Genomic DNA, 21,865 nt, shown 5'->3' with positions numbered 1-21,865 from the left:
GCCTGTTTTGAATATGGATAAAGATAATAGAATTCTTGCTTCTGTGGCATTATTCAGCGAGCTTTTTGATCGAAATCAGGACGTATACCACTTAGTGGGCGAATTCATAAAGTCGGCTCTTATTTCTAATCGAGCTTGGGAATTTACTCTCGACGAAGCAAATCATTACCTTCGCGATAATTTCGATTTTTACCTGCCCAAGGCGGTCATTTCAAAGGTTCTCCGACTTCGTCTAAAGGCGGCAGGTTTTGTTCAGGCATTAGGAAAAGACCACTATAAAGTCACCGACCCAAGTACGTGTTCGACAAATTCACTTGATGATGAATTTGAGAGGTTAAAGCAAACATACGATTCGATTTGTGGCAAGCTAATCGAGTATTCGAAAGCCTTCACAAGTACAGAACATCGAACCGGTGACGAGGTTGGCGACCAGTTCTACCATTTTCTTCTTGGCGATTCAGTTCCCGAAGACCTTTCTCGACTTTACAGCGCATTTATTGTCGAATTCAGTTCAGAAGACGAGTTTCGTGAACATCTAAATCTGATTCGAGAAGGCTTAGTAATTTACTCCGCCCTTATTTCTGCTCAAGAACCAAATGAGCAAGGAATATGGCGCACGGATTTGAAAGTCGTTCTTGACACCGAATTGTTACTCACTATGGGGGGATTCAATGGTCCCGTATATCAGCAATTCTTTGATGACTTTTACTCATTAGTAAAGGAAGTCAACAATGCAAATGCTAGTCGAGGTAAAAAAGCTCGAATATCTCTACATTATCTTGAGGAAGGCAAGAATCAAATTGAGGGAATATTTGCAAGAGCCGAAGCGACCGTGGGAGGTCGAGATGCCATCAGCGCACATTCAACTACTGCACATCGGACCATTATTAACGGTTGTAGTACTCCTAGCGACGTTCTAGAAAAGAAGGCTCGATTCTACAGACGACTCGAGATAGAGGGAATACGGGAGATTGAATCTTCGAGGGTCTATGAAAGGATACCGTTCAATGTGGAAGATTCCAGTTTATTAAAAGCTCTAAGTAGTGACGCCGCTCGCGTGGGTTCAGGTTATAGCCAAGACGAAATAGCCGCTCGTCTAGAACAGTTTACTATTATCAACCACCTCCGAGGTGGCGTGAGCAGCTCTCAGTTTGAAATGTCAAATGCGATATTGCTAACCGGTGATCGTCTCACACGCTTTTTGGGTAATGACCCACGCGTTAAATTTAATATAAAAGACTCTCCTTTTGCTATTGATATTGACTATATTACCAACCGGCTTTGGTTCAATCTCAACAAGGGCTTTCGAGATAAGACTTCCCTTCCAATGTCGTTTGATATGGTAACAAGGGCTCAAAGTGTACTTGGTGCTCAATTACGCGTAGCTGTAAATGCTCGGTACTCGAAATACAAAGGTCTTTATGATTCTGGCCGGATAGATCGTGACGAAGCATTAATAATATTCTCAGAAATTCGAGCCAAGGAGATTGATCCCCGTACCATTACAGAAGCTTCTCTTCAAGATGTTCTTGAATTTATTAGTGACGAACATCTCGATGAAAAAGTTGTACAGGTTAAACAACTCGAAACAATTGCTCAAAATGTTCCGACGCTTGAATATCGGCTCAAGTCTCAACAATTCGAGAATTTCCTCCTCATGCACAGAAACTTTAAGAGTTTATTGCGCGTTATTGCGGGAATACTCTTTTTTTTCATATACTCTTCGCCGATCTATATCGGAATTTTTATATTTTTGCTTGTAAGGGCTCTGCAGTCGGAGATTGATTCCCGACTTGCGGTTGTTGCCACATTTATTTCTTTTTTGATTCCGCTCTTTCCGCTCTGGGCGAAAAGACACCAAATTAGATCGGCCATTTCCAGGGGTATTTGCCGCCGATATCGTTCATACTTACTTGCCAAACTGGGCCGGCGTCGCCTTCAACTGAAATTGTAAGAAGGGAAAAGGCTCTGTTTAGAGGGGCGTTTGTCACGAACGGTCGATAACCGGTATGAGGGCTGCAAGGTGGCTGGGATCGGAGTCTATGTTGAAACACGGGCAGCCGATTTTGTGCGACCGAAGTCAAATAGAACGCTGGAGTTCTTCTTGATATTTGGAACATTCGAGAACGGCGGCGGAGCCGCAATGTTTTATTTTATGTTACGGAAAAGCATAGCTTTTCCGCACATCGAATGGCAAAGCCGCAGAACCTCCACTATCCCTTTTTCTCATTTTGGGCCTTACCTAAACCCTCTCCCGACGGCGACGGCGGTGCTTAGTTCTAGGAGCATTGTGCCTTCGTTGTCGAGGTCGACGTTTGTGAAAAGCAGCGTTCCGCGCGGGGCTATGCCGACCTCTTTGCAAAACGGTGCGGCGTGAATTATGCGGTAGGTGTATTTCCGCGCTTTGTGAGCTTTTAGCGGGAATGCACTGAGGATGCGAGGGTCTTTTGGTGCGAGGCCGATCGTGCGCGTGTTTTCGTCATATCGAAATTCGATCGCAGCGGGATAGTCAAGCGCCTTCACAGCGGCCATATTCAGCAAAAACACTTTTCGATGATTCAAGGTTACTCGCGGGATGTCACCGGTTCCCACTCGGTTCGGCAAGCCCGTATAGACCTGCCAACGGCTTTTTGGTTTTTCATTTATCATGTGAAGTATTGTTTCACAGTTGCAATATTCCGTCAAGTGCGGTTCCCAATGCAGAAGCCCGCACGTTAGTAAGGGCGATACATTCATCATAAAGGCAACTATGAGATCCTATAATCACGCTCCTTCGGTCCTTTACAAGTTGCGTGTTTCGCCCTTACTTACGTGCGGGCTTTTGCAAGCTGGAAGCGGTCTTTTGCATGGAAAACGACAATGAAGAGAACGACGGAATCTGAATGGAGATCTTTTTCAAAAAGCCCTCGAAAGCAATATTTCCCGATGGCTTTTTAGGGGTCTCCGATGGCTTTTTCACTCCTTCCGATGGCTTTTTGGGGTCATCTGATGGCTTTTTCTTATAAAACCCCTCAGCTATCGCTTCGCGGTTCTGACTTAGGCGTGATAAGCTGTTGAAATATCTTCAAAAAACAAGTCTTATTACTTGTTTATTACCTTTTGCTAAAGAAGTAGTTAAAATTTTGTCAGGAGAACATTAACGATAATGACAGATATCAATACGCCTTCACACGTCAAAAATGCCGAGCTGATCAGCTTTGTTACCGAGATGGTAGCGTTGTGCAAGCCCGACAACGTCTATTGGTGCGACGGTTCGCAGGAAGAATACGACCGTCTGTGCGAAGAGATGGTCGCGGCAGGCACTTTTACACGTTTGAACCCAGAAAAACGGCCAAATTCATTCCTTGCACGCTCGCATCCTTCTGACGTAGCCCGCGTCGAGGACCGCACTTACATCTGCTCTCGCAACAAAGGCGACGCCGGCCCGACCAACAATTGGATGGCTCCGGCCGAGATGAAGGCGCTTCTAAAACCCAAGTTTGACGGCACTATGAAAGGCCGCACGATGTATGTCGTGCCGTTTTGTATGGGCCCGATCGGTTCGCCGATCTCGCAATTTGGCGTGCAGCTTTCTGATTCGCCATACGTCGCGGTCAACATGAAGATTATGACCCGTATGGGCGATCAGGCTTTGAAAGCTCTCGGCGACGGCGAATTTACCAAGTGCCTCCACTCGGTCGGAATGCCGCTCGCGGCCGGTGAAAAAGACGTAGCATGGCCTTGCTCACCAGATCCAAAAGATAAATACATCGTTCATTATCCTGAGGAAAACACGATCGTTTCTTACGGTTCAGGCTACGGCGGCAACGCTCTTTTGGGCAAGAAATGTCTCGCTTTGCGTATCGCTTCGACGCTCGGACGCGATCAGGGCTGGCTCGCCGAACACATGCTCATCGTCGGTGTGAAATCGCCCGACGGCCGTAAAGATTACGTCTGCGCGGCGTTCCCTTCAGCTTGCGGCAAGACCAATTTCGCGATGCTCATTCCGCCTAAGGAATTTGTCGAGGACGGCTGGGAGATCACCTGTGTCGGCGACGACATAGCGTGGATCAAACCCGACGAAAACGGCAAGCTGCGTGCGATCAATCCTGAATTTGGCTTCTTCGGCGTGGCTCCCGGCACCAATTACGCCACCAACGCCAACGCGATGGAATCTATCAGGGAAAACACGATCTTCACCAACGTTGCATTAACTGACGACGGAGACATTTGGTGGGAAGGTATGGACGGCGACCCGCCAGCACACGCCATCGACTGGCAAGGCAACGATTGGACCCCAACCAGCGAAGTCAAAGCCGCTCACCCAAATGCAAGATTTACCGCTCCGATAACGCAATGCCCCGTAGCTGACGAAATGTTTGACGACCCAAGCGGCGTGCCCGTGTCGGCGTTCATGTTCGGCGGACGACGCAACAGCGTTGTGCCGCTCGTGATGCAGTCGTTCAACTGGTCTTTCGGCGTATATTCTGCCGCAACGATCGGCTCGGAAATGACCGCTGCCGCTTTCGGCAACATCGGCGAGGTTAGACGCGATCCATTTGCGATGCTGCCATTCTGCGGCTATCACATGGGTGATTATTTTGGCCACTGGCTCGATTTTGGCCGCAAGGTACCAAACCCGCCGCGTATCTTCACCGTCAATTGGTTCCGCAAAGATGAAAATGGCAAGTTCGCTTGGCCGGGCTACGGCGATAACATGCGTGTCCTAAAATGGATCGTCGAACGTGCCCGCGGCGAGGCTGCGAGCGTCGAAACGCCGCTAGGATGGATGCCAAGCTATCAAGATCTCGACTGGCGTGGACTTGACTTTACACGGGAACAATTCGATGCCGTGATGAACATCGACCGCGACACTTGGATCAAGGAGATCGCGATGCACGATGAGCTTTTCTTCAAGCTCTACGATCGGTTGCCAAAGGAAATGACCTTTATCCGCGAACTTCTGGTCTCGAGCCTATGGCGTTCACCCGAGCTTGGACTGGCAGCTCCGCGTCCGGAAGCGGAGCCGCTAAAGGCCGTCAGCAAAGGCGAATAAAGAATTAACCGCAATTGCCGCGGATTAACACAGATACGAAAATTAGAATCAATCAGACTTAGTTTATATTTGTGTTTATCCGCGTCCATTTGAGGTTAATTATCTTTCTTACGCAATTGACCTCGACCGTAGATTTCCGTATAATTTGAGTTTTTCGACTGGATGAAGGTTTTCTTCGCCATCGACAGGAGCTAACACAACAATGAGTTACGCAATTATTAAAACAGGTGGAAAGCAGTTTGCGGTCGAGAGCGGCATGACGCTTCGCGTACCGACGATCAGCGCTGAGGCAGGAAAGAAGGTTGATATCGACACTCTTCTCGCTGGCGGTGTAACCGGTGCGGGAACGGTCAAAGCAACTGTGCTAAAACATGGCAAAGGCGATAAGATCATCGTTTTCAAAAAGAAACGCCGCAAACAGTACAAACGCAAACAAGGCCACAGACAAGGTTTTACAGAAATAACGATAGACTAGATTTAGGAGTTTCGGATTTGGGAATTTGTTTTTTGGTTGCTTTCAATCCAAAATCCAAAATCTAAAATCCAAAATCGAAATATGGCACATAAAAAAGGTGTAGGTTCATCCAGAAACGGCCGCGATTCAAATGCACAGCGGCTTGGTCTCAAGAAATTTGGCGGCGAGCACGTTCTCGGCGGCAACATCATTGCACGTCAACGCGGAACTAAATGGCATCCGGGAAACAATGTCGGCCGCGGCAAAGACGACACGCTGTTCTCGCTGATCGAGGGCTTTGTAAAATTTGAGAACAAAGGCCGGAAAGGAAAATTCATTAGCGTGTATGTAGAAGGTGCTCCGGAACTTGCACCAAAAGCCGTTTAATCAGAAAAAGCAGAATTTTTTTCAGAAGAAAGAGGATGCCCGAAAAGGCACCCTCTTTTTCAATTGCTCCCAACTCTCCGTGGCGGACTAAAGTGTCCTCACCTTTTGCCTTCCACTTAAAACAGTGTGACTTGTCCCGCGTTAGCATTGGCACCGGGATTGCCTTCATTAAACATTATCCGCTCGATCGAAAGCGGCGAAACCGAACCCGACTTTCCGACCGCCGTAAACTTTAAATTCAACAACACACCATCTTTATCGATGGACTTTGCTCCATAAACGACAACCCTCAATACGCCGGGCTTTGATGGATTTGTCACCAGCGAAAGCTCGTTGCTTATTGTTCCCTTTATATCGGCGCCGGTATCGACTGGTTGTATCACTCCGGGATCGTATTTTAGGTCGAATTCATATGAGATAACGTCTTTACCGGCCAGGCCGGTAACTTTCACGGGAACGACAATTAGGTTTCCAACCTTTGACTTCATTTTTGGCAGATCAACAATTGCATCTTGTCCAAATTTCCGGCTGCCGTTTTGTGTCTGGGCTTCATTATCCGCTACGGTTTTCCCATCCTTTGTCGATGTGTCAATGTTCGTGGCATTTGAATTTTGCGCGAAGCTTTGTTTTGGCGACGGAGATAAACCGGCGGAGGCAATCCCATTGTTAGCCGACATCTGGTTTCCGCTGTTCGCGTTGCCGCATCCATTTTGAATAACGCACAGCCCCAACACTCCGACTACATATACCACGTAAATTTTCATGTTTTCACCTCAATTAACTCCTTCTTTCTGTTGCCCAACAGTCCTTCATTTTTGCGTTTCAAAATTTTTTTTCAAATAAAATTCTAATTTTACTTTCAACTTTGCCAAAACGATGCCTATAGAGCAAATTCACTAAGTTCTGCCTCCAAAACACTTGCCGGATTTTCCACATTTTTATCCACAGATCGAGCATCGACTAATCCACACGATTTCCACAGAATGCCCGTGAAATAAGGGCAATAGTTAAAGTATTTTATACTTGACATTGGTTTTTACGGGTGTAAGATGGTTCTACAGTCAAGGTTGCTTACGGGCATTTTGACCGGCACTTGGAAGTGGAACAGATGTGGCGACACATCGTTTGCGGACAGAAGGAGCGGAAAGCCGCTGTCCATGATCGCCAGAGCCGAAGCCGAAAGGCTTGCTAAGGTCGCCTTAGGGCAGACCGAGTTGTTCGGATAAAAACGAACAACACCCCACGGCACTGATCAGCCAACGGGCGTTAAGCCGCTCACATCCTTCGGGACATGAGCCTCGTTGCCGGGAACGTAACCGGCGGTGGAGGAAAAGCCACCAGAAAAACTACCTAACGGCATCGTGCTTTCGAGTACAACAACTTGAATTTATTCACTTTGGATGCTGACCGGAAACAACTCTCCGCAGAGTATATTCGGAATACAAAACCGGCGGTTAGAACGTGTACATGCGACAACCGCCACTCTTTCAAAACGCTTCGGCGTGATGAAAGAGCATAAAAATAAAAGCGTTGATCCGAGCAATCGAATCAACGCTTTTGTTTTTTTCCTTTTTCCTTTGCAAAAGCCCGCCGTGTCAGAACCGGGAGCAGTAGCGACTGGGTTCTTGCAGAACCCCGCACGTAAGTAAGGGCGATACACTCATCACCAAATGTACCGACACATACTAACGTGCGAGGCCTACAATTCTAAAAAAGCTCGACCTTACCGTCAGTCGCGAAAACTCGGGGCTCACCCTCGTTGAACATAAACCGTTCCCAAGTTAGCGGCGACACCGAGCCCGATGCCCCGACGGGAACAAATCTAAGATTCAACAACAATCCATTTTCTTCGATCGGGATCGGGCCGTACACGACGACCCTCAAAAGTCCCGGTTCGTGAGGATTTACAACAACCGAAAGCCCTCGGCTGACAGTGTTTACCAGATCGACCGGATCGTTTTGAGGCCGTATAACCGACGCATCGTATCGAAGATCGAACTCATAAGCAATAATGCCCTTATTTGCAGCACCTTGAACCTTGATCGGAATCAAAATTTCCCTGTCCGCCTGTGATTTCAGATGCGGAGCAGCAACTGCGGCACTTCGTTCAGGCCCATTTCGGTTAACGGTCGGACGCGACGGAGCGGAATCTGTCCAGTTCCCCGAAACATCGCCCATCAAAAGGGCATTGTAATTCTCTCCGGCGACATTACCTACAAGCTGGTAAGTTCTCGCAGTCGGAAGAAAGTTCCAAGTTGCCGTCGAACCTATCCCCTGCCCAGTGTATGGCGGCCCGGCAGCGAATTTGGCAAGCATAGCTGCGTCCAGTGACGAAATACCTGAATTGCCGCTCACATCCGATACAAGCAATTGTGTGGTATTTAACGTATTAGTGCCAGCGACATATTGAGTGATCTTCGCCGCGTCGAACGAAGTAATCGAGCCATTAACACCACCATCCTTTGAAAGCGTTATGGTGTAGGAACCTAGTCCTAAACCACTAAGCGAATACAACCCATTCGAATTAGTAACAGTAGAAACCGGCGGCGAACCCGAAGCGTTAAGCGTTACATTTGAAATATTTCGCGGTGACGGAGGATTGCCGATCGCATTGCCGTAGCTGATGTTGCCCGAAATCGATCCGGAACCGGAAACTGCAACACTTCCATTTGTGGTCACTGCTGGTGGATTGCCTTCGTTGAATAGGAATCCGGAATGTAGGCCGTTGCCCGGATCCGTATAGTTTTCAAAGTTCAAGGTGGTCGATTGTCCTGCAATGCCGACGATATTAAATCTCAGATTTAACAATGTTCCGGAGCCTGTTAAAGACGCTCCACTGAAGGCGGAGATGATAAAGTGCCCGGGATACTGCAAATTAGGCGTTATCGCCAGATTGCCGCTCAAGGTTCCAGTCCGATCATAAGGGGTTGAGGCCGGCGTTATCACTGTCGGATCAAATGTAATTTGCAAATCATAGGAAATAACTCCCTTTCCCGTTAGATCGCCGACCGTGATCGGAACCGTAATGGTTGAGCCCTCTTGAGCTGTTACCGAAGGCAGCGATACCGCAATCGAGTTGAATGGCGTGCTTGTTGCACTCGCCGTCGCCGTATTTGTACTCGTGCTCGTCGGCGTATTTGTTGGAGTTCCCGCATTGCAGACCCCAAGCCGGATCGAAGTCGAGCCGGAACCGTTCGCTGTGGTTAAATCTTGTATGTTGTCGCCATTGAAATCACCAATCGCTACGTCGTTTGAGCGGAAACCGACAGTAATTTCTGGTGCCGCAGGTGAAGAAAATTCTCCATAGTCGTCTCCCAACCGTATCGAAACCTTGTCGCTGTTATTGTATGAAACAGCAAAGTCCTGATAGTGGTCGTTATTAAAATCGCCAATGGCAATCGAGAATGGCTGCGGCGCGACTGCGACCTCCGGCGTTGCCGGCGAAGTAAAACCGCCGAGGCCGTCTCCCAAACGCACTGAAACCGTGTTTGTGCCTGTGTTTGCCGTGACGAAATCCTGTATTCGGTCACGATTGAAATCCCCAATTGCTATCGAGCGGGCAATAGACCCAACGGAAACCTCGGGTGTCGTCGGTGAAGTAAATCCGCCGACTCCGTTTCCTAATCGGATCGAAACAAAGTTTTGGCTGTGTGTAGCCGCAATATCCTGAAAGCCGTCTCTGTTAAAATCTCCTATCGCGATCGAGTTTGCCACCCCAATGACGGTCGGGTCACCGGCTGGCGACGGAACGAATCCACCTGCACCGTCACCGAGCCGGATAGCGATGCCTGTATCGAAATTCCCCACTGCAAGATCGGCTTTGCCGTCTCTGTTAAAATCTCCGACCGCTACTGCATTCGTGTTACTGCCAGCCGCAATCTCGGGTACGGCAGGCAATGTAAATCCACCATTGCCGTCTCCGAGTCGGATCGAAACGGTGTAGCCATATTGGTGGGGACCGAAGGAGTTAGTTACAACGATGTCCTGGTTACCGTCACCGTTAAAATCAGCTATCGCGACTGCAAGTGGCCGGTCCCCGACGACTACTTCAGGCACAGCGGGCGAGGTAAATCCGCCGCTGCCGTTTCCCAAACGAATCGAAACGTTATTGGATGAATAGTTGACCGTTAGCACGTCCTGATTGTCGTCGTTGTTGAAATCGCCGATCGCTACCGAGTTGGGTATAGAACCTGCGGGAATTTCCGGCACTGAAGGCGCAGTAAAATACGACTGCTGCCCACAATACGGTCCCGGTAGGACCAGCAAGCCAAATGTCTTCGAGATGCTAGCGCCGTTTGCCCCGAACGCTCTTACAGTAATTGCAATTCCTACAGACGTGTGCATCTCGGGTTGCGCGTTTGTCACGCGCACGATGCCTGTCACTGGGTCGGCAGTTAGCTGACCTGTAAAACTCGCCGGAGCCTCGACGCTTATGCTCACACTGTTTGTCGGAGGAGCATCGGGCGTGATCGTGATGTTGTCACTCAAATTCACACCGACAGTTGGATAATTACCAAGAGTAGGCGCCGAGCCCGCAGTTTTAGACTGCTCCAGTTCGCGATCTGCTGTCTGAACGCCCGCAGGCATTGAGTCAAATCTGCCCCAACCGGCATTAGAGGTGACAGTGGCGAGGAGAACTAAGGTTAGAGTGAGAAGAATATGGGATGAGTGTTTGGTAGGCATATCGGACTCCTTTAGGGTGCAGATGGCATCTTTGACGGTTCTAGACGATCTTCTCGTGCAGGCGTTAGCATTAAAATAGTTCTATTTGTCCATTATTCGCGCTTACTGCCATCTCACCTTCGTTAAACATAAATCGTTCCCACGTCAGCTGCGACCCCGTCCCTGATGCTCCGACGGAAGTGAATCTAAGGTTCAGCAAGATTCCATTTCCAGTAATTGGCATTGTTCCATAAACCGCGACCCTCAAAAGTCCCGGTTCTTCAGCGTTACTCACTGCGGTAAATTGACCGCTGACTGTTTTAGTAATATCAACACCTGTTCCCTCAGGTTGGATCACCGATGGATCGTATCTGAGTTCGAACTCGTAGGCAATTACGCCTTTATTAGCGACTCCTTCCACACGAACGGGTACTGCCACCTCTTTCCCTGCTGAAGATACCACACGCTCAATCAAAACGGACGCATTCCTTATCGGACCACCTATGCTTCGGTTTACGGGACGACCGCTGCTATCGGCCCAATTGCCGGAAACCTCACCGAACAGCAGGCCAACATAGTCCTGACCGGTAATACTGTCTGTCATCGACGGGTAAGTTCTGCTCTCGGGAAGGAATTTCCAGGTTCCTGTTCTTCCAGACGGCGAAGCACGAACAACAAAATTTGCGATCTGTCCCGCGTCGAACGAACTGATGCTGCCGTTATTGCTGACATCGGCAACTAACAGTTGATTATTTGCCAGAGAAGCAACATCCGCCGCATGCTGAGCAACCCTTGCCGCATCGAGTGAAGTTATATTATTCACGGCACTCGTCTTTGTAGGCGTTACGGTAAACGGGCCCGCTCCGGTTACACCAAGCGAGTACCCGCCCGGGAGATTGTAACTCCAGTTATTCATTGTACCCGTTGTTTGCGAACCTGATGCCCTCATCAATACGTACGAAACAGCGCGATATGGAAGCGTGCCTCCGTTTGCCGCATTACCGTAGAGGACGGCTCCGTCAACGGTATACGGAAAACATCCGCCAAGACGGATGGAAATGTTTGGCCGCTCAGGGCCTGACTGTGGTCTGGTTGTTGCAGCAAAATCTTCAATACCATCGCCGTTAAAGTCACCCACGGCGATCGATCCGACGCGATTCGAACCTGTTCCCAAATAAACTCGAAGCAGAGTTGACGTCGCAAAATTGCCGCTCCCATCACCTAACCAGATGGAGGCGGAGCCGTAGTTGAGATCGGTGATGACATCCTGTTTACCATCGTTATTAAAATCTCCAACGGCGACAGTGTCTGACCCTGCCATCGGAACCTCAGGTACGGCAGGTGAAGTAAAACCTCCATTGCCGTCCCCGAATCGGACCGACATATCCCCTCCATTCTGACTCGTGCTTGAAACCAAATTGGTCGTTACAAAGTCTTGGTTTCCGTCACCATTAAAATCTCCGATAGCGATGGACATCGGAATGTTTCCGACCGCGACTTCGGAATTGGCTGACGTAAACTCGCCTTTACCGTTTCCAATGCGGATAGAAACCGAGTCCGCAAGATCGTTTGATGTCGCAAGATCCGGAATGCCGTCGTTGTTCAAGTCCCCGGCAGCTAACGCAAAAGGCCGGCTACCAACGTCAACCTCAGAGACCGAAGGCAACACAAACCCGCCGTCTCCGCTTCCCAATCGGACCGAAATGCTGGTGTCCGACAAATTGGCTACCGCGATGTCTAGATTCCCATCGTTGTTAAAGTCGGCGATCTGCATTGACGTAGGACCTCTTCCAACGGCAATTTCAGGCACGGGCGGCGAGGTGAAGCCTCCATTGCCATTCCCAAGTCGGATCGACACATTATTTGCGGTGCCTTGGTTTGCCGTTGCAAAATCCAGAAAACCATCACCATTGAAATCGCCAACGGCAATTGGATGCGGAGCTGCTCCTACAGGAATCTCAGGCACGGGCGGCGATGTAAATCCGCCATTGCCGTCACCAAGTCGGATCGAGACGCTGCTAGCCGGAGCGTCGTTTGTTGAAACGAGGTCAAGAAAACCGTCCTCATTGAAATCGCCCATAGCGACTCCCATCGCCGGTCCGCCAACAGCAACTTCAGGTATTGCAGGCCAGGTAAATCTCTGATTTGAGGTACAAGCAGTACCGCCCGATGCGGGCAGTGCCGTTGATGCGCCTACAGAAGCCTTATTAGACGACACAGGTCTAACGGAAGAACCGTGACCAATTCGGCTTCCCCAATTGGCATTTACGGCGATGGTGGCAAAAACTACTAGTATCAGGGTGAGAAAAAGAACGCGGGATGAGTGTTTGGTGGGCATGTCGGACTCCTTTGTGGTGCGATTGGCATCTGACGGGTCGTTAACCGACCTTAAGATGGCTACTATTATTATACATTGATTAACAGTGTTTTCCCACACATTTCATCGCACTGTAAGCCCGTAGATATTGGCCGAAAATTGTATGGCGAAATCACACCGCGCCGCAAACGCGTGTTTTAATGTCCTTCACGCTCGAAAACAACGTCGTGTTCGGAAAGGTTGCGTCAAATCGAGGACGTTAATCTTCCCAACGATGCAACAATGTGCTATGTTGTGGCGTATATGGTCGTGATTACAGCGATTTTGCTCTTTGAAAACGAAATGTGAACAAGATTTGAAGGCAAAGAACGTCTTTTCTTGTCTTTCTTTGCGATCTTTGCGTCTTTGCGGGAGAAAATTTTCCCGCAAAGACGCGAAGTCGCAAAGCAGGCCAGAGTGCTCATTTCGGCACTCACGCATAACCCTCGATGAAATGCTTGTCCGCTCAAAGATTACCCTTCAGAAAATCCGGCGATACCGTAACCCCATTAATTGCTGTGTTTAGATTTGCTGTAAGACAATATCTTATTTTTTTGTAAAATTTGCCGGACAAGACATTTTTTTGACTGTAAACCATTGTGAATACAGTGGCCCACGTTGTCCGGTGGGGTCACCGGACAAATCCGGACAAGCCGGACAAAAAAAACGGTGGGACAGTGGGACACTTGATGGGACACCTAATGAAATCAACAACTTAGCCTGTCCCACTCCGTTTGGGACAGATTGGGACAGTTAGAACGCCGATGTTGACCAACTTTCCTTACGAGGACTTAACACATAGAATAAAGGTTTATGTTTCTCGACCGTGTAAAGATCAAAGTAAAGGCCGGTAACGGCGGTGACGGTGTTACGGCATTTCGGCGTGAGAAATTCATACCGCGCGGAGGCCCTTCGGGTGGCGATGGAGGAGTCGGAGGCAGCGTCTGGATGGAAGCCTCGGAGGGTTTGAATACGCTGTTGCACCTTCGATTTAACCCCGAACACAAGGCCGAACGCGGACGTCATGGCGAAGGTTCAAACCGCTCAGGCAAAGACGGCGAAGACGCGATAGTAAAAGTGCCTGTAGGAACGCAGGTGTTCGATCCAGAGACTAATGAGCTTCTTTTTGATTTCACCGAGGCTGGCCAGCGTTATTTAGCGGCAAAAGGCGGCAAAGGCGGTTGGGGCAATTCGCATTTTGCGACTCCGACCAAGCGTGCTCCGAAATATCATTATAATGGGCGGCCCGGCGGCGAGAAGGAATTGCAGCTTGAGTTGAAGCTGATCGCAGATGTCGGCTTGGTTGGGTTTCCGAACGCAGGTAAATCGACTTTGATCTCTGTGATCTCTGCCGCCAAGCCAAAGATCGCCGATTACCCTTTCACGACGCTGGAACCAAATCTTGGTGTCGTTGATATGGGCGATTTTCGGACGTTTGTGGTTGCCGACATTCCCGGTTTGATCGAAGGTGCGTCCGACGGAGCAGGCCTCGGCCATCGCTTTTTGCGGCACGTTGAGCGGACAAAGGTCATCTTGCATCTCGTAGATGTTTCATCGCTGTCGGGCCGCGATCCGATCTCTGATTACGAGATCATCAACCGCGAACTGACAAATTACGACGCCAATCTCGGCGCACGCCCGCAGATAGTGGTAGCAACAAAGATCGACGCCCTCGACGAACCCGAACGGCTCGAAGCTCTAAAAAAGCGTGCGAAAAAAGACAAGAAAGTGTTTTTCGCAATTTCGTCAGTAACAAACGACGGCGTGAAAGAGTTGGTCAACGCGGTCGCGAAAGCAATAGATCAATTCACCACAGAGAACAAAGAGGCCACAGAGAACTTGAAAACGGCTTGATCCTTGCCTCTGTGATCTCTGTGATCTCTGTGATCTCTGTGGTGAAATTATCCCAAATGAAGCGAATAGCATTTTATGGAGGCTCGTTCGACCCGGTTCATCGCGGGCATTTGGCGATCGCTCATGCGTTGTTAGATCAGTTCAGCCTTGATGAGTTTGTGTTTGTTCCAGCATTTCACGCTCCGCACAAGCTCCGTAAAACGTCGACTTCGGCTTATGATCGCTACGCAATGCTCTGTCTAGTTACTCAAAACGAACCAAACATTCGCGTATCAAAAATGGAGATCGAAATGCCCGAGCGGCCATATTCGGTCGAGACTCTGACGAGGTTAAATGCCGAGCTGCCAAATGACGAGATATATTTCGTGATGGGTGCAGATTCGTGGATGGACATAACGACTTGGCGTGAATGGGAAAAGGTTTTGGCGTTATCAAATCACATAGTGGCGACACGTCCCGGTGTTGAGATCGCCTTATCGCATGTAACTGATGAGATCAGATCAAGGATCGTCGATCTGCGGTCAGAACCGGGAGCGATAGCGACTGGGTCTCTTCCATCTAAACGCTCAATTTACATCACCGACGCTGTAAACATAGACATTTCAGCGACTGAAATAAGACAGAATATCCGCGACATTGTTACAACCTGGCGCGAAGATGTGCCTTTGGAAGTTGCAAATTACATCGAAAAATATCAGATTTATAACTAATGGAAGAAACACAGGAAAGATCGCTTCAGCGAGAAGCAGTCAAAATTGAAATAGCCGAAAAGCCTACGCCTTTTGCAGAACTCGACCCCGACGTAAAACTCGCCATTCGGTGTGCCGCCGAGAAGAAAGCCTTCGACCTGATCGCGCTCGACCTGCGTGATATTGCTAGTTTTACCGAGTTCTTTGTCATCGCCAGTGGTTCAAACCAACGCCAGGTACAGGCCATCGCCGACGAGATTAACGAACAGCTCAAAAAGCAGCTCGGAACAAGGCCCGTACGCATCGAAGGCTACAATTCCGCCGAATGGGTGCTGCTCGATTACGGCGATTTCGTAGTCCACCTCTTCAACGGCGAGGCCCGTGAATTCTACGACCTGGCAAGACTATGGCTCGACGCCCGCAAAGTCGAACTGCCTGAGAATCTCTAGAAATCTCTGTGTTCTGTGTGTCATTTCCTCTGTGGCCTTGTGTTTAGTTGGATTTAAACACAGAGGACACAAAGCAAAGAAACACATAACACAACGATCTTCAAACTAAGCCGTTACAGTTTTATGACAATATTCGTGTCGATGGCTTTAAAAATTTGCCGAATTGCCCCGTCTTTACGGGCTTTTATACAGAACGGCACTCGGATAATCGATAAAAAGCCGTTTGAGCCCCCCAAAAAGCCATCTTAGCGCCCTAAAAAGCCACTTTTCACCCCCCAAAAAGCCACCAGAAAATCATAATATCTGAGTATGATGGTTCAACCTTGGCGGCGTTGGCAGGATGGACGGAATGGTCGGCACATGCAGAGGTCCGTACATAAGAAAGTGCCGTACTCGCAATAAGGGCAAGAGAGTTTTTTAACGCAAAGACGCCCCAAGATGCCAAGGCGCAAAGAAACCCAAATCAACTCATGCCCGAAATAAGAACATTCCCCTCTGCTACTTTGCGTTGAGTTTTTTTTCGACTCCGATGTTGCGTGTTTCGCCCCTTTCTAACGTGAGGCTTCTGCATTCTAGAAAAGTTCGATCTTTCCGTCAGTGATTGTCACCCTCGGCTCGCCTTCGTTGAACATTATCCGATCGAACGAAAGCGGCGAAACCGAACCAGCCGAACCAACGGACGTAAATCTCAGATTCAAAAGCAAGCCGTTTTCATTTAGCGGCCAAGCTCCATAAACAACAACTCGCAAAAGACCCGGCTCAGCCGCATTTGTCACAACTGAAAGCCCTCGACTTACAGTTCCCGAAACATCGACTGGCTCAACCAAAGGCTGTATCACCGAAGTATCATATCTGAGGTCAAACTCATAAGAGATCACTTCCTTATCCGCAATGTCTTCAACACTAACCAAAACAACGATCTCCTTATCCGCTGCCGTCAAAACCTCCTGAACCGTGACGTTGATCGGTCTCGCCATCCTATAGTTGTCTTCACCGTCCACTGCCCACTGCCCACTGACCACTGTTCCCGCCGGCCTCGCTCCTGTGTTGTTCCAGTTGCCCGAAACCTCGCCCATCAGCAATGCAGAATAGTCTTCTCCAGAGATGCTGCTTGCAACCGATGCGTAGTTCCTGTTTGTTGGCGTAAATCGCCAGGTCGACGTCGAACCGATGCCCGGAGCTTCATATGGCGGCCCGGCAGCGAACTTCGCGATCATCGCCGCATCGAACGACGTAACCGAAGTGTTGCCGCTCACATCTGCCACCACCAACTGATTTCCGGTCAACAACGGATTCGGCGGCCCTGCGACATGCTGTGAGATCCGGGCGGCATCAAATGAAGTAATGCTATTCGATCCCCCCATTTTTGTCGGCGTCACAGTATATGAGCCCGCTCCAAAACCGGTCAGCGTATATTGTCCCGCACTCGCACCAGGAGCAGCAGTCGTCGTCATCACCGTCGGCGAACCTGCTCCCGTAATCGTCACATTAGAAACAAATCGCGGTGTCGGCGCTCCGATAGCATTGCCATATGTAACAGTGCCAATGATCGATGGTGTTCCTGCAGCAGTCGGCGTATTTGTTGGGGTGTTTGTGGGTGTCGGAGTTGTTCCGCCGGCGGGACGGAATAACGTCACTATCCTATCTCCGGAACGCCCGACTACCATTTGATTGTTTACTGCGTCGAATGACACTGATAAATTCGATCCGCCGTTCGCGGTGTTTCCCAGAACGCTGTTTGAGCTACTGATCGGGCCCGAGACACCGATAGATGCGTCAAGATAAGTTATGGCTCCGGCCCTCGATATAGCCCCATTAGCCCAGTCTGGGGAACGTAACGGATAAAGCCCATTTCCAAACGTCGAACTCACAAAGAAAGATGCACCACCTACACCATCGAACGCTGTGCTTCCTACCAGAGAGTTTGCCGACGAAACGGGGCCTGAGATTCCCGTAGTTCCATTCGCTATGGTGATAGCTCCGGCATTTTCGATGGCTCCATTGTTCCATGAGGGGCTATTTATCAGATAGGCGCCGTTCGAGAGTTCGACAACGGGTTCCGAAGTGTTAGCAAGATTGTCCCCTGCGCTAGTGCCGACAAGTGAATTTGCAGCGGAAACCGGCCCTATTAGTGGAACCGCAGGATTGCCAAACGTAACGGCACCCGCGTTCGCTGCTGCCCCGTTGTCCCACGCGGGTTGCCTAACGACATAATTGCCGTTAGCAAGGACTATAACGGCCTGGTTGATAAAATCATCGGGTGTTGTGCCGTATAGGGAATTTGCCGTAGACACGAGACCTGTAGAACCCGTCGATCCGTTTCCATAAGTCAATGCTCCAACGTTTGCGGTCAGTCCATTATCCCAACTAGGACTGGAGATAAGATAGTTGCCGTTTGCGAGCGCAGTAACTCCATTAAATATGTCGCCGATACGGTCGTCGGCAGTTCCACCAATATATGAGTTGCTCGCCGTTATCGCACCTGTAACACCAGTCGTTCCATTGCCAAAGCTAACGGCTCCGACATCAGCGATAACTCCATTGTTCCAAAATGGGCTGCTAATGAGGTAGTTGCCATTTGTCAATGTTCGCGATCCGCGAAAACCAACACGATCGCTGGCTGTCGTGCCGACAAGCGAATTTGCAGCCGTCACGGTACCCGAAAGGCTGCCGGAAGCGTTCAAAAATGTCCCAGCGCCAGCGTCGACTATTAATCCGTTGTCCCAGTTAGGGCTAAGAACCAGGAAATTGCCATTCGGCTGAGTTATGCCGCCGCTGCCGACCTGATCTGAGGCTGTGGTACCGATCAGCGAATTGGCGGCACTCACCACGCCGATCAAATTACTTGAGGTGTCCAGAAATGTAACGGCGCCTACATCGACTATTGCTCCATTGTCCCAGTTAGGGCTGGAGACTATATATTTCCCGCTCGGTGAAAAAATTGCGCTGCCGCTGCCGACCTGATCGCCCGCCGTCGTGCCAATGAGCGAATTCGCCGCTGACACTACGCCAGAGCCACCCGTTGCCACGTCGCCCAAAGTTACGGCACCAGTATTGGCGACGACTCCGCTATCCCATAGCGGGCTGCGAACAATGTACTTTCCCGCCGATGTAACTGTCACGCTGCCGCTCGACACCTGATCGCTCGCAGTCGTGCCGACGAGCGAATTAGAGGCCGAGATCGTTCCTGCAATGCCGGTTGCACCGTTAGCAAAGGTTGCTGCTCCGACGTTTGTAATCGCACCGGCGTCCCAGTTGGGGCTACGCACGACGTAGTTTCCGTTCGTAAATCGCGAAACTGTCGAATTTCCCGTGCCGCCGACCTGATCGTTTATAGAAGAGCCGACGAGTGAATTAGCTGCTGAAACAACGCCGGTGCATCCGGTTGTGCCGCTGCACCATGTGATTGCTCCGGCGTTTGTCGCTGCTCCGTTGTCCCATATCGGTGAGTGTACGAGAAAGTTGGGGCCATCCAGCAGCGGGAGGAGGCCACTGTCACTGCTTCCTACTCGATCGTTCAAAGTTGATCCGATAAGAGAATTCGCAGCAGTAATGGTGCCGAACTTTCCGGTATTTCCGTCGCAAAACGTAACGGCACCTACATTTGCGACTACACCGTTGTCCCACGAGAGGCTAACGACAACATAGTTCCCGTTAGCAAGAACCGTGGGTATATAAACGCCGTCATCGGAAGTCGAGCCGACAAGAGAATTTGCGGGCGAAACTACTCCTGTGCATCCTATTGTACCGCTGCACCATGTGACCGCACCTGCGCTGGTCGCAGATCCGTTGTCCCAGCCTGAACTGCGAATTATGAAATTCCCATTTCCGACGATCCTCATACCAAAATCCCCGATCGCGTCAAAGGCGGTTGAGCCGGTTATTCGGCTTATCATTGTTCCCGTCGCCCCGTTGTAGAGATAAACGGCGCCGACCGCAGTTGGCCCGCCGCCCGGCTCTGTAAAGCCCGGATCAGCGATAACGATGTTGCCATTAGGCAGCGCCGTGACAAAGCGGCCAAAGGACACGCTGCCTGTCGGCCCAACGATGTCCGTCTGTGTACTGGCCATAACATTACGTGCTATTAATATTTCAAGTAAGACGATTACAAGTAAAGCGATCAGTGTGCCGGCTGGCCTAGATGAGTTCATATCAAGATTCTCCGATTTTGCGGTCTTTAAATACTAAGCGTAAAACCCCGACATTTTCCGCCATTAAACTTTACACTTAGCCACGCCGGGCGGGTAAAACTATGTTGAAGTCGGAAACTTTGGTCAAATCGAGAAAGTTAGGTCATATCGGGAAAGTTGGTATTTCAAAGCGCGCGTCAATGTGCTAGCGTAAGTGCACATCGGATGGCTAATCACATGTTGCTTGAATTTGGGTTGTTGGGTAGTTTCTAGAATGCAATGAAATTTCGGTTTATTTGGGTTGGGAAGACCAGGGATAAGAATTGGCGGGCGCTGCATGATGAGTATTTGGGGCGGCTGGGGCATTTTGTGAAGTTTGAGGTCGTTGAGGTCAAGGATTCGGCGGCTCATGAGGGGAGAGAAATTGAAGGCAAACGTATTCTAGAAAAAGTGAATCAAAGCTCCTTTGTCTGTCTTCTCGATGTGACCGGTCAAGGGCTGTCATCGCCGGAATTAGCAAAGGAAGTTGAAAAATGGCAAAACGGCGGATCGAAAGAGATCGCATTCGTGATAGGCGGTGCCGATGGCATATCGTCAGCAGTTGCCGAAAGGGCTGACCACGTGCTATCTTTATCGTTTCTTACTTTTACACACGAGATGGCTCGTGTCGTTTTACTTGAGCAATTATACCGGGCATACACAATACTTAAGGGCTTTCCATACCAGAAATGACAAAATCCGCACTAACTAAAACTGCATTAAAAGAAGTAAAAGAAAAGCTGCTCCGCGAGCGAGACCTGTTGATCGAAAAGCTGAAAGGCAACGATCTGTCGATCGACGATGCGGAAACGCCTGATCCTGTGGATCTTGCAGTCAGGAACTATTCAAAAAATGTGATGCTTGCAGTTTCGGAAAATGAGAGCAAGCAGCTCGCCCTCATCGACGAAGCCCTCCTTCGCATCGAAGACAAGGAATACGGCACCTGCCTAAATTGCGAAAAGGAGATCAATCAAAAACGTCTCGCCGCGATTCCTTGGGCCAGATTCTGTTTGGATTGTCAGGAACTTCTGGAGCGCGGACTGCTCGACGAAGAATAAGATTTGAAACATGATCGCGGCACTCAGAAATTCGCTTTTCTCATTAGTTTATCCGCAAGAGTGCCGCGTCTGTTCTGCCCATGTCGAAGATCATTCGGACGGCACCGCTTGCCGCGAATGTTGGACAACCACACGGCTCTTCGACGGGACTGAAATGCTCTGCAATAAATGCGGAGCTTTTTTTGGCGACAAAGCCGCTCCCGTCGCGGTCTATTGCCGTCAATGCGACGATCATCATTACAGTAAAGCAGTTGCTCTCGGCATATATGAAAAGGCTTTGGCTGCGGCGATCGTGAATCTGAAAACCGCGCCTTCCCTGCCCTCGCGGCTTCGGTCTATGATTCGATCGTCGGGTACTTTGCGATCTCTAAACGAAGTTGACACGATCATCCCAATACCGCTTTCACGACTGCGGCGACGCGAACGCGGATTTAATCAGGCCGAAATAATCGCCGGTCCCGTCTCAGCGGCGCTTTGTATTCCATTAGACAGCCACAGCTTGACGAGAAAGCTTCCCACGCCTATCCACCGCATCGGAATGGACAGAAAGGCGCGGGAATTGACCGTTAAGAATGCGTTCGAGGTTGCTCGTCCCAAATTGATCAACGGAAAGAATATTCTGCTCGTCGACGACGTGTTCACTTCCGGTGCCACGGCATCTGCATGTGCGCGAATTCTGAAGAAGCATGGAGCGGACAAGATCAGTGTCTTCACGCTCGCACGAGCGGTGATGAAATAGATATTTAACAATC

General features: G+C 49.7%; 16 protein-coding genes. 11 read left to right on the top strand and 5 right to left on the bottom strand.

Annotated features, from left to right (window positions below):
• The first annotated feature begins 13 nt into the window (after positions 1-13).
• A complete protein-coding gene (locus tag IPL32_13230; GenBank protein ID MBK8466786.1) occupies positions 14-1,954 on the top strand; it encodes a hypothetical protein in 1,941 nt (646 codons plus the stop codon).
• Between the two features lie 284 nt (positions 1,955-2,238).
• Here the strand turns inward: IPL32_13230 and IPL32_13225 are convergent, their stop codons facing one another.
• Positions 2,239-2,649: a hypothetical protein gene (locus tag IPL32_13225; GenBank protein MBK8466785.1), complete on the bottom strand. Its 411-nt coding sequence runs from the start codon at positions 2,647-2,649 to the stop codon at positions 2,239-2,241.
• A gap of 496 nt (positions 2,650-3,145) precedes the next feature.
• Between IPL32_13225 and IPL32_13220 the strand changes: the two genes are divergently transcribed.
• From IPL32_13220 to rpmA, 3 genes are all read left to right on the top strand, one after another.
• Positions 3,146-5,035, top strand: a complete 1,890-nt coding sequence (locus tag IPL32_13220; GenBank protein MBK8466784.1) for a phosphoenolpyruvate carboxykinase (GTP) — start codon at positions 3,146-3,148, stop codon at positions 5,033-5,035.
• Between the two features lie 202 nt (positions 5,036-5,237).
• Positions 5,238-5,510, top strand: a complete 273-nt coding sequence (gene rplU, locus IPL32_13215; protein MBK8466783.1) for a 50S ribosomal protein L21 — start codon at positions 5,238-5,240, stop codon at positions 5,508-5,510.
• Positions 5,511-5,591: 81 nt separating this feature from the next.
• Complete coding sequence (gene rpmA / locus IPL32_13210) at positions 5,592-5,876, top strand: 50S ribosomal protein L27 (protein ID MBK8466782.1); 285 nt, start codon at positions 5,592-5,594, stop codon at positions 5,874-5,876.
• A 116-nt stretch (positions 5,877-5,992) separates the two neighbouring features.
• On the opposite strand, the gene IPL32_13205 is transcribed toward rpmA, so the two are convergent.
• Complete coding sequence (locus IPL32_13205) at positions 5,993-6,640, bottom strand: hypothetical protein (GenBank protein ID MBK8466781.1); 648 nt, start codon at positions 6,638-6,640, stop codon at positions 5,993-5,995.
• A 285-nt stretch (positions 6,641-6,925) separates the two neighbouring features.
• Here IPL32_13205 and IPL32_13200 point away from each other — a divergent pair, with 285 nt between their 5' ends.
• The gene (locus IPL32_13200) at positions 6,926-7,102 is read left to right on the top strand and encodes a hypothetical protein (protein ID MBK8466780.1); all 177 of its coding nucleotides are present in this window, start codon (positions 6,926-6,928) and stop codon (positions 7,100-7,102) included.
• A 481-nt stretch (positions 7,103-7,583) separates the two neighbouring features.
• On the opposite strand, the gene IPL32_13195 is transcribed toward IPL32_13200, so the two are convergent.
• Both IPL32_13195 and IPL32_13190 read right to left on the bottom strand, forming a co-directional pair.
• Positions 7,584-10,559, bottom strand: coding sequence for a VCBS repeat-containing protein (locus IPL32_13195; protein ID MBK8466779.1), 2,976 nt, complete (start codon positions 10,557-10,559; stop codon positions 7,584-7,586).
• Between the two features lie 70 nt (positions 10,560-10,629).
• Positions 10,630-12,876 (bottom strand): VCBS repeat-containing protein, encoded by a 2,247-nt coding sequence (locus IPL32_13190; protein ID MBK8466778.1) that lies wholly within the window; start codon positions 12,874-12,876, stop codon positions 10,630-10,632.
• 831 nt (positions 12,877-13,707) lie between these two features.
• On the opposite strand from IPL32_13190, the gene obgE reads away from it, so the two are divergent.
• From obgE to rsfS, 3 genes are read left to right on the top strand one after another with little or no spacing between them, the layout of a single operon-like run.
• Positions 13,708-14,748: a GTPase ObgE gene (obgE, locus tag IPL32_13185; protein ID MBK8466777.1), complete on the top strand. Its 1,041-nt coding sequence runs from the start codon at positions 13,708-13,710 to the stop codon at positions 14,746-14,748.
• A gap of 56 nt (positions 14,749-14,804) precedes the next feature.
• Entirely contained in the window at positions 14,805-15,458 is a 654-nt protein-coding gene (nadD, locus tag IPL32_13180) for a nicotinate (nicotinamide) nucleotide adenylyltransferase (GenBank protein MBK8466776.1), read from the top strand.
• Positions 15,458-15,886 carry a ribosome silencing factor gene (gene rsfS / locus IPL32_13175; GenBank protein ID MBK8466775.1) on the top strand — a complete coding sequence of 143 codons (429 nt, stop codon included), beginning with the start codon at positions 15,458-15,460 and terminating at the stop codon, positions 15,884-15,886. The genes nadD and rsfS overlap by 1 nt, the downstream gene beginning before the upstream one ends.
• A gap of 572 nt (positions 15,887-16,458) precedes the next feature.
• Here the strand turns inward: rsfS and IPL32_13170 are convergent.
• Positions 16,459-20,037 carry a hypothetical protein gene (locus IPL32_13170; protein ID MBK8466774.1) on the bottom strand — a complete coding sequence of 1,193 codons (3,579 nt, stop codon included), beginning with the start codon at positions 20,035-20,037 and terminating at the stop codon, positions 16,459-16,461.
• A 258-nt stretch (positions 20,038-20,295) separates the two neighbouring features.
• Here IPL32_13170 and IPL32_13165 point away from each other — a divergent pair, with 258 nt between their 5' ends.
• The 3 genes from IPL32_13165 to IPL32_13155 are packed head-to-tail and all read left to right on the top strand — an operon-like array spanning position 20,296 to position 21,852.
• Entirely contained in the window at positions 20,296-20,748 is a 453-nt protein-coding gene (locus IPL32_13165) for a 23S rRNA (pseudouridine(1915)-N(3))-methyltransferase RlmH (protein MBK8466773.1), read from the top strand.
• Positions 20,745-21,113, top strand: coding sequence for a TraR/DksA family transcriptional regulator (locus IPL32_13160; GenBank protein MBK8466772.1), 369 nt, complete (start codon positions 20,745-20,747; stop codon positions 21,111-21,113). The genes IPL32_13165 and IPL32_13160 overlap by 4 nt, the downstream gene beginning before the upstream one ends.
• Before the next feature lie 10 nt (positions 21,114-21,123).
• Positions 21,124-21,852 (top strand): ComF family protein, encoded by a 729-nt coding sequence (locus IPL32_13155; GenBank protein MBK8466771.1) that lies wholly within the window; start codon positions 21,124-21,126, stop codon positions 21,850-21,852.
• The last annotated feature ends 13 nt before the right edge of the window (positions 21,853-21,865 follow it).

The organism is Chloracidobacterium sp., assembly GCA_016711345.1.
GTDB lineage: Bacteria > Acidobacteriota > Blastocatellia > Pyrinomonadales > Pyrinomonadaceae > OLB17.
Note: the sequence above shows the minus strand (reverse complement) of the source record. Positions and strands in the feature narration are given on the sequence as shown.